Source organism: Streptomyces sp. NPDC050509 (genome assembly GCF_044457965.1).
Lineage (GTDB): Bacteria > Actinomycetota > Actinomycetes > Streptomycetales > Streptomycetaceae > Streptomyces.
The window spans coordinates 396,191-409,465 of the sequence record NZ_JBITHL010000008.1; the positions used below are offsets into that span (position 1 = coordinate 396,191).

12 protein-coding genes are annotated in these 13,275 nt (G+C 70.3%); all 12 read left to right on the forward strand.

The features are described from left to right. Window positions 1–8: 8 nt before the first annotated feature. The 12 genes from ACIBJC_RS24490 (at window position 9) to ACIBJC_RS24545 (ending at window position 13,232) form a co-directional block, all read left to right on the forward strand. Entirely contained in the window at window positions 9–1,757 is a 1,749-nt protein-coding gene (locus ACIBJC_RS24490; RefSeq protein WP_399295839.1) for a UDP-N-acetylmuramoyl-L-alanyl-D-glutamate--2,6-diaminopimelate ligase, read from the forward strand. Window positions 1,758–1,761: 4 nt separating this feature from the next. Then, complete coding sequence (murF, locus tag ACIBJC_RS24495) at window positions 1,762–3,192, forward strand: UDP-N-acetylmuramoyl-tripeptide--D-alanyl-D-alanine ligase (RefSeq protein ID WP_399295841.1); 1,431 nt, start codon at window positions 1,762–1,764, stop codon at window positions 3,190–3,192. Continuing rightward, window positions 3,189–4,259, forward strand: a complete 1,071-nt coding sequence (gene mraY / locus ACIBJC_RS24500; protein ID WP_399295843.1) for a phospho-N-acetylmuramoyl-pentapeptide-transferase — start codon at window positions 3,189–3,191, stop codon at window positions 4,257–4,259. Before murF ends, mraY begins: the two co-directional genes overlap by 4 nt. After that, entirely contained in the window at window positions 4,256–5,662 is a 1,407-nt protein-coding gene (murD, locus tag ACIBJC_RS24505) for a UDP-N-acetylmuramoyl-L-alanine--D-glutamate ligase (protein ID WP_399295846.1), read from the forward strand. Before mraY ends, murD begins: the two co-directional genes overlap by 4 nt. A 136-nt stretch (window positions 5,663–5,798) precedes the next feature. Beyond that, on the forward strand, window positions 5,799–7,235 hold the full coding sequence (ftsW, locus tag ACIBJC_RS24510; protein WP_399295848.1) for a putative lipid II flippase FtsW: 1,437 nt from the start codon (window positions 5,799–5,801) through the stop codon (window positions 7,233–7,235). 6 nt (window positions 7,236–7,241) lie between these two features. Further along, on the forward strand, window positions 7,242–8,336 hold the full coding sequence (murG, locus tag ACIBJC_RS24515; protein ID WP_399295850.1) for an undecaprenyldiphospho-muramoylpentapeptide beta-N-acetylglucosaminyltransferase: 1,095 nt from the start codon (window positions 7,242–7,244) through the stop codon (window positions 8,334–8,336). A 22-nt stretch (window positions 8,337–8,358) separates the two neighbouring features. Next, window positions 8,359–9,150, forward strand: coding sequence for a cell division protein FtsQ/DivIB (locus ACIBJC_RS24520; RefSeq protein ID WP_399295852.1), 792 nt, complete (start codon window positions 8,359–8,361; stop codon window positions 9,148–9,150). A 276-nt stretch (window positions 9,151–9,426) separates the two neighbouring features. Next, the gene (gene ftsZ, locus ACIBJC_RS24525; RefSeq protein ID WP_329826035.1) at window positions 9,427–10,638 is read left to right on the forward strand and encodes a cell division protein FtsZ; all 1,212 of its coding nucleotides are present in this window, start codon (window positions 9,427–9,429) and stop codon (window positions 10,636–10,638) included. Next, window positions 10,635–11,363: a peptidoglycan editing factor PgeF gene (gene pgeF, locus ACIBJC_RS24530; protein ID WP_399295854.1), complete on the forward strand. Its 729-nt coding sequence runs from the start codon at window positions 10,635–10,637 to the stop codon at window positions 11,361–11,363. Before ftsZ ends, pgeF begins: the two co-directional genes overlap by 4 nt. 23 nt (window positions 11,364–11,386) lie before the next feature. After that, window positions 11,387–12,106 carry a YggS family pyridoxal phosphate-dependent enzyme gene (locus ACIBJC_RS24535; protein ID WP_399296054.1) on the forward strand — a complete coding sequence of 240 codons (720 nt, stop codon included), beginning with the start codon at window positions 11,387–11,389 and terminating at the stop codon, window positions 12,104–12,106. Between the two features lie 124 nt (window positions 12,107–12,230). Continuing rightward, window positions 12,231–12,842, forward strand: a complete 612-nt coding sequence (locus ACIBJC_RS24540) for a cell division protein SepF (protein ID WP_399295856.1) — start codon at window positions 12,231–12,233, stop codon at window positions 12,840–12,842. Window positions 12,843–12,935: 93 nt separating this feature from the next. After that, window positions 12,936–13,232 carry a YggT family protein gene (locus tag ACIBJC_RS24545; protein WP_329826038.1) on the forward strand — a complete coding sequence of 99 codons (297 nt, stop codon included), beginning with the start codon at window positions 12,936–12,938 and terminating at the stop codon, window positions 13,230–13,232. Window positions 13,233–13,275 lie beyond the last annotated feature (43 nt).

Here is a 13,275-nt window from a genome sequence, read left to right on the forward strand (position 1 = left end):
AAGTCCCAGTGACAACGATCACCTCCGGTTCCGGGAACCACCCGGACCCGCCCGCGCACCAGCCCGCCTCACGTGGCCCGGCGCCCGTCCACCCCGGTACGCTCACCGCCGTGCCACAAGCTGATCAGTACCGAACCCCCTCCAAGGACGCCCCTGTGAACACTCCGGGGACGCCCCGTCCGGACCGGGTCCGCCCGACCTCACTCGCCGAGCTGGCCGCCCTGCTGGGCACCGAGGCACCGGGCGCCACGGCGGCGGGACCCGGCGAAGCCACCGGGATCACCCACGACTCGCGCGCCGTGCGCCTCGGGGACGTGTACGCCGCGCTCCCGGGCGCCCGCCTCCACGGGGCGGACTTCGCCGGCCAGGCCGCGGATCTCGGAGCCGTCGCGATCCTCACGGATCCCTCCGGCACCGACCGCGCCGCCGCCACCGGGCTGCCCGTCCTCACCGTGCCCGACCCCCGCGGCAGCATGGGCGAACTCGCCGCAGCGATCTACGGGAACCCCGGCACCGACCTGCTCCAGATCGGCATCACCGGCACCTCGGGCAAGACCACCACGGCCTACCTCGTCGAGGGCGGACTGCGCGGCGCCGGCCACCGTACGGGCCTCATCGGCACCGTGGAGACGCGCATCGAGGACGAGCGCCTCAAGTCGGAGCGCACCACCCCCGAGGCCACCGACCTCCAGGCGCTCTTCGCGGTCATGCGCGAACGCGGCGTCCGCTCGGTCGCCATGGAGGTCTCCAGCCACGCCCTCGTGCTCGGCCGGGTCGACGGCTGCGTCTTCGACGTCGCCGTCTTCAACAACCTCAGCCCGGAGCACATGGAGTTCCACTCCGACATGGAGGACTACTTCCAGGCCAAGGCGCGGCTGTTCACCCCCGAGCGCAGCAGGACCGGCGTCGTGAACGTCGACGACGCGTACGGCCTGCGGCTCTCCACCGAGTCCGGCGTCCCCGTCACCACCTTCTCCGCCGAGGGCCACCCCGACGCCGACTGGCGCGCCGAGGACGTCCAGGTCGGCTCGCACGGCTCCACCTTCACCGCCGTCGGCCCCCGCGGCGAGCGCGTCACCGCCGAGGCGCCCCTGCCGGGCCCGTTCAACGTCGCCAACACCCTCGCCGCGATCGTCACCCTGGCCGTGGCCGGGATCGACCCGCAGACCGCCGCCGACGGCATCGCCGCCGTCCCCGGCGTTCCTGGCCGGCTGGAGCGCGTGGACGCCGGACAGCCGTACCTGGCCGTCGTCGACTACGCGCACAAGACGGACGCCGTCGAATCGGTGCTGCGCTCCCTGCGCAAGGTCACCAAGGGCAAGGTGCACATCGTCCTCGGCTGCGGCGGCGACCGCGACCAGACCAAACGCGGGCCGATGGGCGCCGCCGCCGCGCGCCTTGCCGACACCGCCGTCCTCACCTCCGACAACCCGCGCGGCGAGGACCCGCTGGCGATCCTCGCCGCGATGCTCGCCGGTGCCGCCGAGGTGCCGGTCCACGAACGCGGGGACGTCCTGGTCGACTCCGACCGGGCCGCCGCCATCGCCGCGGCCGTCGCACGCGCCGCGGCCGACGACACCGTACTGATCGCGGGTAAGGGCCACGAGCAGGGCCAGGACGTCGCCGGAGTGGTACGCGCCTTCGACGACCGCCAGGTCCTGCGCGAGGCCATCGAGCGCTCCCTGCGCCACGACGCAGACCCCGGCGAGCAGCGCCCCCCGTCCCGCGCCCGCAACGAGAACAACAGTCAGGGATGACCCAGTGATCGCCCTCTCCCTCGCCGAGATCGCCGCCATCGTCGGCGGGCAGCCGCACGACATACCGGATCCGGCCGTCCGTGTCACCGGCCCCGTCGTGTACGACTCCCGCGCCGTCGAGCCGGGCGGCCTCTTCGCCGCCTTCGCCGGCGACCGCGTCGACGGCCACGACTACGCGCGACGCGCCGTCGAGACGGGCGCGGTGGCCGTGCTGGCCACCCGCCCCGTCGGCGTGCCCGCCATCGTCGTCGACGATGTCGTCCAGGCCCTCGGCGCCCTCGCACGCACCGTGGTGAAGCGCCTCGGCGCCACCACCGTCGCGCTGACCGGATCGGCCGGAAAGACCAGCACCAAGGACCTGATCGCGCAGCTCCTGCGGCGCGCGGGCCCCACGGTCTGGCCGGACGGCAACCTCAACAACGAGATCGGGCTGCCCATCACGGCGCTCCGCGCCGAGGCGGACACCCGCTTCCTCGTGCTCGAAATGGGCGCGCGGTACATCGGGGACATCCGCTACCTCACCGGACTCGTCCCGCCCACCGTCGGACTCGTCCTGAACGTCGGCACCGCGCACATCGGCGAGTTCGGCGGCCGGGAACAGATCGCCCAGGCCAAGGGCGAAATGGTCGAGTCCCTGCCGTCCGCCGCCGACGGCGGTGTGGCCGTACTCAACGCCGACGACCCACTGGTTCGCGCCATGGCGTCGCGCACAAAAGCGCGCGTCGTGCTCTTCGGGGAGTCGGGCGAAGCAGACGTACAGGCAGAGAACGTCCGTCTCACAGCCACCGGACAGCCCGCGTTCAGCCTTCGAACACCCTCCGGGTGCAGCGAGGTGACGCTGCGGCTGTACGGTGAGCACCACGTGTCGAACGCGCTCGCCGCGGCCGCCGTCGCTCATGAGTTGGGCATGTCCGTCGACGAGATCGCCGTGGCGCTCTCCGAGGCGGGGACCCTCTCCCGCTGGCGTATGGAGGTCACCGAGCGCTCGGACGGCGTGACGATCGTCAACGACGCCTACAACGCGAACCCCGAATCCATGAGAGCGGCGCTCCGCGCGCTGGTCGCCATGGGTGGTGCCTCACGCGCCGAGGGGGGCCGTACGTGGGCGGTGCTCGGGCAGATGGCCGAGCTGGGTGACGCGTCGCTCGCCGAGCACGACGCGGTCGGACGGCTCGCCGTCCGGCTCAACGTCAGCAAGCTCGTGGCAGTCGGGGGCAGGGAAGCGTCCTGGCTGCGATTGGGCGCTTACAACGAGGGTTCGTGGGGTGAGGAGTCGGTGCACGTGTCCGACGCGCGGGCGGCGATCGACCTGTTGCGCAGTGAACTGCGTCCGGGAGACGTCGTGCTGGTGAAGGCTTCCAGGTCGGTCGGCCTCGAAAAGGTCGCCCAGGCACTGCTGGAGAACGCCACCGAGGGCGAGGTCGCCGGCCGATGAGGCAGATCCTCTTCGCGGGAGCCATCGGGCTCTTCCTCACCCTGATCGGCACTCCACTGCTGATCAAGCTGCTGGCCCGGAAGGGGTACGGGCAGTTCATCCGGGACGACGGACCCCGTACCCACGGCAGCAAGCAGGGCACGCCCACGATGGGCGGCATCGCCTTCATCCTGGCCACGCTTATCGCGTACGCCCTGGCGAAGGTCCTCACCGGTGAGCCCCCGAGCTTCTCCGGACTGCTCGTCCTGTTCCTGATGGGCGGGATGGGGCTCGTCGGGTTCCTCGACGACTACATCAAGATTGTGAAGCAGCGGTCGCTGGGGCTGCGGGCCAAGGCCAAGATGGCGGGCCAGCTCATCGTCGGTATCGCCTTCGCGGTGCTCTCGCTGCAGTTCGCCGACTACCGGGGCAACACCCCGGCCTCCACCAAGCTGTCGTTCGTCGCGGACTTCGGCTGGTCGATCGGCCCGGTGCTCTTCGTCGTCTGGGCGCTGTTCATGATTCTCGCCATGTCCAACGGCGTGAACCTGACGGACGGTCTGGACGGCCTGGCCACCGGCGCCTCGGTGATGGTCTTCGGCGCGTACACGTTCATCGGGCTGTGGCAGTTCCAGGAGTCCTGCGCCAACGCGCTGACCCTGACCAACCCCAACGCCTGTTTCGAGGTACGCGATCCACTCGACCTCGCGGTCGTCGCCTCCGCCCTGATGGGCTCCTGCTTCGGCTTCCTGTGGTGGAACACCTCGCCTGCCAAGATCTTCATGGGGGACACCGGATCGCTCGCGCTCGGCGGCGCGCTCGCCGGTCTGGCGATCTGCTCCCGCACGGAGTTCCTGATGGCGATCCTCGGCGGCCTCTTCGTGATGATCACCATGTCGGTGGTCATCCAGGTCGGCTCCTTCAAGATGACCGGCAAGCGCGTCTTCCGGATGGCACCCCTCCAGCACCACTTCGAACTCAAGGGGTGGTCCGAAGTCCTTGTGGTGGTCCGCTTCTGGATCATCCAGGGCATGTGCGTCATCGTCGGTCTCGGACTCTTCTACGCGGGCTGGGCGGCAGAGAAGTGAACTGGCAGGGCAAGCGGGTCACCGTCGCGGGTCTCGGGATCTCCGGGATCCCGGCGGCCCGGGTGCTGCACGGCCTGGGCGCCGTCGTCACCGTCGTCAACGACAAGGACGACGAACGGGCCCGCGCCCAGGCCGCCGAGTTGGAGAAGCTCGGCGTGACGGTGCGCCTCGGTGACGGGGCGACCCTGCCCGAGGCCACCGAGCTGATCGTCACGGCCCCCGGCTGGCAGCCCGACAAGCCCCTCTTCACGGCCGCCGCGGCGGCCGGCGTGGAGATCTGGGGCGACGTCGAACTGGCCTGGCGTCTGCGGGGGCCCGGTGCGGCCCCCTGGCTGGCCGTCACCGGCACCAACGGCAAGACCACGACGGTCAGGATGCTCGCCTCGATCCTGGCCGCCGCGGGGCTGCGCACGGCCGCCGTCGGCAACATCGGCGTCTCGCTGCTGGACGCCATCACCGGCGAGGAGACGTACGACGTCCTCGCCGTCGAACTGTCCAGCTACCAGCTCCACTGGGCGCCGAGCCTGCGCGCCCACTCCGCGGCCGTGCTCAACCTCGCCCCCGACCACCTCGACTGGCACGGCTCCATGGCGGCGTACGCCGCCGACAAGGGCCGTGTCTACGAGGGCAACACGGTCGCCTGCGTCTACAACGCGGCCGACCCGGCCACCGAGGACCTGGTGCGCGCGGCCGACGTCGAGGAGGGCTGCCGGGCGATCGGCTTCACCCTCGGCACCCCGGGCCCCTCCCAACTGGGCGTCGTGGACGGCATCCTGGTCGACCGGGCCTTCGTCGAGAACCGCCGCGAACAGGCCCAGGAGCTCGCCCAGGTCTCCGACGTGAACCCGCCGGCCCCGCACAACATCGCCAACGCGCTCGCCGCCGCCGCCCTCGCCCGCGCGTACGGGGTCGAACCCGCCGCCGTACGCGACGGACTGCGCGCGTTCCATCCGGACCCGCACCGGATCGAGCGCGTCGCGGAGATCGGGGGCGTCACGTACATCGACGACTCCAAGGCCACCAACACGCACGCCGCGGAGGCCTCCCTCGCCGCGTACGACCCGATCGTCTGGATCGCGGGCGGACTCGCCAAGGGCGCGTCCTTCGACGACCTCGTCACCGCCTCCGCGAAACGGCTGCGCGGCGTGGTCCTGATCGGCGCCGACCGGGCCCTGATCCGCGAAGCACTCGCGCGACACGCCCCCAAAGTCCCGGTCGTGGACCTCGACCGGACGGACACTGGGGCGATGTCGGCGGCGGTCCGTGAAGCGGGGCGCCTCGCGCGGCCGGGGGACACGGTCCTGATGGCCCCCGCCTGCGCCTCCATGGACATGTTCGTCAACTACAACAAGCGGGGCGAGGCGTTCGCCGACGCGGTACACGCCCTGGATGAGCAAGCCTGACCGGTCCGGCCCCGCGCCGTGCTGAACTGTTCCGCGGGGCCGCGACAGCGGCGGCCCCGCGGAACACGCCCCGGCCCGCCGAACGCCGCGACAGCCGTGACGGCCGCGCCAGGCACGACTGGAGGGGACAGCGACGATGCCGGCCGACGACACCGCGGACCGGGAACGCGAGCCCGTGACGCCCCGCTGGAGCCTCGCGGGAGTGCCCGCGCCCGGGGGAGGGCCCGCACTCCGCGGCAGGACCCCGGGAGCCGCCGTACGCAGGCCGCCCGCGGCCCGGCGCACGGCGCGGAGCCGGGCACCCCGTCCGCCCCGCGGGGCCCGCACCAGGCGCCTCTACGAGCGGCTGAGGCGGGCCTGGGACCGGCCGCTCACTGCCTACTACCTGATCCTCGGCAGCGGCCTGCTGATCACCGTGCTGGGCCTCGTGATGGTCTACTCCGCGTCGATGATCTACGCGCTCCAGAACTCGCTGCCCGCGACCTACTTCTTCCGCAAACAGTTCCTCGCGGTGGTCATCGGCGCCGCGCTGCTGCTGGCCGCCTCCCGGATGCCCGTCAAACTGCACCGGGCCCTCTCGTACCCCATGCTGGTCTCCAGCGTCTTCCTGATGGTGCTCGTCCAGGTCCCCGGGATAGGACGGTCCGTCAACGGAAACCAGAACTGGATCTACTTCGGCGGTCCGTTCCAGCTCCAGCCCAGTGAGTTCGCCAAGCTCGCCCTCGTCCTGTGGGGCGCCGACCTGCTCGCCCGCAAGAACGACAGACGGCTGCTGACCCAGTGGAAACATCTCCTGGTGCCGCTGGTCCCCGGCGGCTTCCTGCTGCTCGGACTGATCATGCTCGGCGGCGACATGGGCACCGCGATCATCCTCACCGCGATCCTCTTCGGGCTGCTCTGGCTGGCCGGCGCCCCCACCCGGCTCTTCGCCGGAGTCCTCGGCGTCGCCGCACTGATCGGCTTCATGCTCATCCAGACCAGCCAGAACCGGCTGGACCGGTTCGGCTGCATCGCCGCGAAGGACCTGGGACCCGAGGGGCAGTGCTGGCAGGCGGTCCACGGAATCTACGCCCTCGCCTCCGGCGGATGGTTCGGTTCCGGCCTCGGCGCGAGTGTGGAAAAGTGGGGTCAACTACCCGAACCGCACACCGACTTCATTTTCGCCATCACCGGGGAGGAACTGGGGCTGGCGGGGACGCTGTCGGTACTCGCACTGTTCGCGGCTCTAGGCTATGCGGGTATTCGCGTGGCCGGACGCACGGAGGACCCCTTCGTGAGGTACGCCGCGGGAGGTGTGACCACCTGGATCACGGTGCAGGCCGTGATCAACATCGGTGCGGTGCTCGGCCTGCTGCCGATCGCCGGAGTCCCGCTCCCGCTGTTCTCCTACGGAGGGTCGGCCCTGCTGCCGGCGATGTTCGCGGTCGGGCTGCTGATCGCGTTCGCACGGGAGGATCCCGCCGCGAAGGCGGCCCTGGCCATGCGGCAGCCTGTCTTCGGCAGGAAGCGGCCCGGGGTGAGTTGGAAGACGATGAGACGGCGCGTCAAGAAGCGTCCGTCCGGAGAGCGGTGAATTTCGGTGCATGTCGTACTCGCCGGTGGGGGGACCGCCGGCCACATCGAGCCCGCGCTCGCCCTCGCGGATGCCCTGCGCAGGCAGGACCCCACCGTGGGGATCACGGCCCTCGGCACGGAGCGCGGACTGGAGACCAGGCTCGTACCCGAGCGTGGTTACGAACTCGGGCTCATCCCCGCCGTACCGCTGCCGCGCAGGCCCACCCCCGAACTGATCACCGTACCGGGGAGGCTGCGCGGCACGATCAAGGCCGCCGAGCGGATCCTGGAGCGCACCAAGGCGGACTGTGTCGTCGGCTTCGGCGGCTATGTCGCGCTGCCCGGCTACCTGGCCGCCAAACGGCTCGGGGTGCCGATCATCGTCCACGAGGCCAACGCCAGGCCCGGACTCGCCAACAAGATCGGCTCGCGGTACGCGGCCGCGGTGGCCGTCTCCACGCCCGACAGCAAACTGCGTGACGCGCGTTACATCGGCATCCCGCTGCGCCGCACCATCGCCACCCTCGACCGCGCCCGGGTGCGCCCCGAGGCGCGCGCCGCCTTCGGGCTCGACCCCAACCTGCCGACGCTGCTGGTCTCCGGCGGCTCGCAGGGCGCGCGCCGGCTCAACGAGGTGATCCAGCAGATCGCCCCCGTGCTCCAGCGCTCCGGGATCCAGATCCTGCACGCGGTCGGCCCGAAGAACGAAATGCCGCGCGTGGACAACATGCCCGGTATGCCGCCCTACATCCCGGTACCGTATGTCGACCGGATGGACCTCGCGTACGCCGCGGCCGACATGATGCTCTGCCGCGCGGGCGCGATGACCGTCGCCGAACTCTCCGCCGTCGGACTGCCCGCCGCCTACGTCCCGCTGCCCATCGGCAACGGCGAACAGCGGCTCAACGCCCAGCCGGTGGTGAAGGCCGGCGGCGGACTGCTGGTCGACGACGCGGAACTGACGCCCGAGTGGATCCAGAGCCAGGTGCTTCCGGTGCTCGCCGATCCGCACCGGCTGTTCGAGATGTCGCGCGCGGCGGCGGAGTTCGGCCGCAGGGACGCCGACGAGCTGCTGGTCGGCATGGTGTACGAGGCGATCGCCGCACGCCGAAGGGCGTAGGCGGGAGGCAGGAGGCAGCAGCGTGGCCGGAGGGACGACCGCCGAGCGCGGCGCACGACCGAAGCCGGCCTCCGGCCACCCCGGCGAAGGGGGCGGAGGCGGCCGGTTCCGGCTGCCGCGCCCCCGGCTGCTGATCGCGGTGACCGCCGCGGTCGTGGTGGCCGGCGGGGTCCTCTGGGCGCTCTACGGCTCCCAGTGGCTCCGCGTCGGGAAGGTGACCACCTCCGGCACCGGGGTACTCACCCGCGCCGAGGTCGAGTCGGTGGCGGCGGTGCCCCTCGGGGAGCCGCTGGTCTCCGTCGACACGGACGCGGTGGAGGCCCGGCTGCGACGGGAGCTGCCCCGGATCGACTCCGTCGATGTCACCCGGTCATGGCCGGACGGGATCAGTCTGAAAGTGATCGAACGTAAACCCGCGCTGCTCATCGAAAAGGGTGCGAAGTTCATCGAAATGGACGCCGGTGGCGTCCGTTTCGCGACCGTCGACAAGGCACCCGCAGGTGTTCCCCTACTGAGAATGACGGCCGCTCGACCGGCCGGTTCCGATCGTTTCGGAACCGACCGGCTGATGCGCGAGGCGGTGGCCGTCCGGAGCGAACTCCCCGGCGGCGTAGCCAGGGAGACGAGGGCCGTCCGGGTCCGTTCGTACGATTCCATCTCCCTGGAGCTGACCGGCGGACGTACGGTGATGTGGGGAAGCGGCGAGGACGGCGCGGCCAAGGCGCGTGCGCTCGCCGCCCTCATGAAAGCGGTCCCCAAAGCGGGGCACTTCGATGTGAGCGCACCCACGGCACCTGCCGCGTCAGGGAGTTGACGGACATATGCGCTGGCCAGCACCCTGGTTGGTCAGCGCTATGGGTGATCACATAGGGTGAAAAGAAAAACGGGAGGTTCGGCGTGTTCGTTGAACGCGCGCCACTTGTCGACTTAGTGTCCTGTTCGGAAGAGTCCAAGAAGCGGACACACTGGTAACCCTGAACTTCAACGTGAGGGTTTGGGTCGGCGTTCCGGACCGTCCCATCGGCATCAGTCGCCGCGGCGCCACATCAGCGCCGCGACGACACGTAAATCGAGGCGAGAGGCCTTCGACGTGGCAGCACCGCAGAACTACCTCGCAGTCATCAAGGTCATCGGTGTCGGCGGCGGTGGTGTCAATGCCATCAACCGAATGATCGAGGTCGGCCTCAAGGGCGTCGAGTTCATCGCGATCAACACGGACGCGCAAGCCCTGTTGATGAGCGACGCCGACGTCAAGCTCGACGTCGGCCGGGAACTCACCCGTGGCCTCGGCGCCGGCGCCAACCCGGCGGTCGGCCGCAAGGCGGCGGAGGACCACCGCGAGGAGATCGAGGAGGTCCTCAAGGGGGCCGACATGGTCTTCGTCACCGCGGGCGAGGGGGGCGGCACCGGCACCGGCGGCGCGCCCGTCGTGGCCAACATCGCGCGCTCGCTCGGCGCCCTCACGATCGGTGTGGTCACCCGGCCGTTCACCTTCGAGGGCCGGCGTCGCGCCAACCAGGCGGAGGACGGCATCGCCGAACTCCGCGAAGAGGTCGACACCCTCATCGTCATCCCCAACGACCGGCTGCTGTCCATCTCGGACCGCCAGGTCAGCGTGCTCGACGCGTTCAAGTCCGCGGACCAGGTGCTGCTGTCGGGTGTCCAGGGGATCACCGACCTCATCACCACCCCCGGGCTGATCAACCTGGACTTCGCCGACGTGAAGTCCGTGATGTCCGAGGCCGGCTCGGCGCTCATGGGCATCGGCTCCGCCCGCGGGGACGACCGCGCGGTGGCCGCCGCGGAGATGGCGATCTCCTCGCCGCTCCTCGAAGCGTCCATCGACGGCGCCCGCGGGGTCCTGCTCTCCATCTCCGGCGGCTCCGACCTCGGTCTCTTCGAGATCAACGAGGCCGCGCAGCTCGTCAGCGAGGCCGCCCACCCCGAGGCCAACATCATCTTCGGCGCCGTCATCGACGATGCCCTGGGCGACGAGGTACGGGTCACCGTCATCGCGGCGGGCTTCGACGGCGGACAGCCGCCGACCCGGCGCGAGACCGTGCTCGGCGCGGGCTCCGGCAAGCGCGACGAGCAGCAGGCCCCGAACCGCTCGGCCGACACCGGTCGTTCCGGGAGCGGGCTCGGTACGGTGCCGCCGCGCGAGGAGAGCCAGATCCGGGTCGACCCGACCCCGGTCGGCGAGAAGCCGCTCACGACGGTCAACCCGCCGCAGGTCCCGCCGGCCCGTCCGTTCCCGGACAGCCAGGCCGAGGAACTGGATGTCCCGGACTTCCTGAAGTGATACGACAGTACGAAGAGCTGAGCGGCGCGCACTTCGCCTTCACCGACCGGTGGGGCGGGGTGAGCGCCGCTCCGTTCGGTGAGCTCAACCTCGGCGGCGCGGTCGGTGACGACCCCGCCGCCGTCCTGGCCAACCGGGACCTCGCGGCGAAGTCCCTGGAGATCGACCCCGCGCGGGTCGTCTGGATGAACCAGGTGCACGGGCGCGACGTCGCCGTCACCGAAGGACCCTGGACGGACGGGGACATCCCGGCCGTCGACGCCGTCGTCACCGTACGGCGCGGGCTCGCCCTCGCCGTACTCACCGCGGACTGCGTCCCCGTCCTGCTGGCCGACCCGGTCGCCGGGATCGCCGCAGCGGCCCACGCGGGACGTCCCGGACTGGTCGCGGGCATCGTCCCCGCCGCCGTCGAGGCGATGGTCTCGCTCGGCGCCGAACCGGCCAGGATCACCGCCCGCACCGGCCCCGCCGTCTGCGGGCGCTGCTACGAAGTCCCGGCGGTGATGCGGGACGAGGTCGCCGCCGTCGTACCGGAGGCCGGGGCCGAGACCAGTTGGGGGACCCCGTCCGTCGATGTCGTCGGCGGGGTGCACGCCCAGCTCGCGTCCCTCGGTGTCCTGGACCGGCGGCGCTCGGAGATCTGCACCCGGGAATCGGACGACCACTACTCGTACCGTCGCGACCGCGTGACCGGCCGGCTCGCCGGCTATGTCTGGCTGGCCTGATGGACAGCGCGGACATGAAGGACATGGCGGACCGAAGGGGTGAACTCACCGCGAACCTGGCGACGGTGGAGCGGCGGATCTCCGCCGCCTGCGCGGCGGCGGGCCGCGCGCGGGAGGAGGTGACCCTGATCGTGGTCACCAAGACCTACCCCGCGAGTGATGTCCGGCTGCTCCATGAACTCGGGGTGCGGCAGGTCGCGGAGAACCGCGACCAGGACGCCGCCCCCAAAGCGGCGGCTTGTGAAGATTTGTCGTTGACCTGGCATTTTGTGGGTCAATTGCAGACGAACAAGGTCCGTTCCGTAGCCAGTTACGCCGATGTGGTGCAATCTGTCGACCGTGTCAAGCTTGTCTCCGCTCTCTCCGCCGCTGCGGTACGTACGGAGCGTGAGGTCGGCTGCCTGCTTCAGGTCGCCCTCGACGCCGAGTCCGGTGAGCGCGGGGCGAGGGGTGGTGCGGCGCCCGACGGGATCGAGGAGTTGGCCGCCGCGGTGGCCGACGCGCCGGGGCTGCGGCTCGGCGGTCTGATGACCGTGGCGCCGCTGGCCGGTCCGTACGCGGGCCGGCAACGGGCCGCGTTCGACCGGCTGCTGGAATTGTCATCCCGCCTGCGGGCGGACCATCCGGCTGCGAACATGGTCTCAGCAGGGATGAGTGCGGACCTCGAGGACGCGGTAGCGGCGGGAGCGACACATGTACGCGTCGGTACGGCGGTACTCGGAGACCGACCTCGGCTCGGGTAACGTCGCGAAGCGAGTCGGACCACAGCAGAAAATATGGTCATTTCCGCCGAAAGGCGGTCAGACCCAGTGGATCGAGGGCACTTGGTGACGAGGCCGATCCACCACAGAGCGGAGGACCCAGAGCATGGCCGGCGCGATGCGCAAGATGGCGGTCTACCTCGGCCTCGTGGAGGACGATGGGTACGACGGCCGGGGCTTCGACCCCGACGATGATTTCGAACCCGAGCCGGAGCCGGAACGTGAGCACCGGCGTCACCAGCCCGTACATCAGCCCGAGCGGGACGAGCCCGTGCGCGTGCCCCAACCGCCCGCGCAGCGCGAGCGCGAGCCGGTTCCGCTAGCGGCGGAAAGCGGACGTCCGGCACGAATCGCCCCCGTGGCATCCATCACACCTGAACGTCCCAGCCTGGAGAAGAACGCACCGGTGATCATGCCCAAGGTCGTGTCAGAGCGGGAGCCCTACCGCATCACCACGCTGCACCCGAGGACCTACAACGAGGCCCGTACCATCGGGGAACACTTCCGCGAGGGCACTCCGGTGATCATGAATCTCACGGAGATGGACGACACGGACGCGAAGCGACTTGTCGACTTTGCCGCGGGACTCGTCTTCGGTCTCCATGGCAGCATTGAGCGCGTGACGCAGAAGGTGTTCCTGCTCTCTCCTGCTAACGTCGATGTCACGGCGGAGGACAAGGCCCGCATCGCAGAGGGCGGGTTCTTCAACCAGAGCTAGAACACAGCACCGGGAACGACCCGGTTGCGCGGCGGGAACGGCCCGCCGGAGCGACCGGAACCAGAGTGAGCCAGGGGAGAGGGAAGCAGCGGGATGGGCATCGCACTACAGGTGGTCTACATCGCGCTGATGTGCTTCCTCATCGTGCTGATTTTCCGGTTGGTCATGGACTACGTCTTCCAGTTCGCGCGCTCATGGCAGCCCGGCAAGGCGATGGTGGTCATTCTGGAGGCCACCTACACTGTCACCGATCCACCGCTCAAGCTTCTGCGGCGGTTCATTCCGCCGCTGCGTCTCGGGGGCGTGGCACTCGACCTGTCCTTCTTCGTTCTGATGATCATCGTTTACATCCTCATCACGGTTGTCAGCAACCTTGCGAGGGGAATGTGAACGAAACGGTCTTGCCGACTGCCGACGACTACGTAGAGGTGAA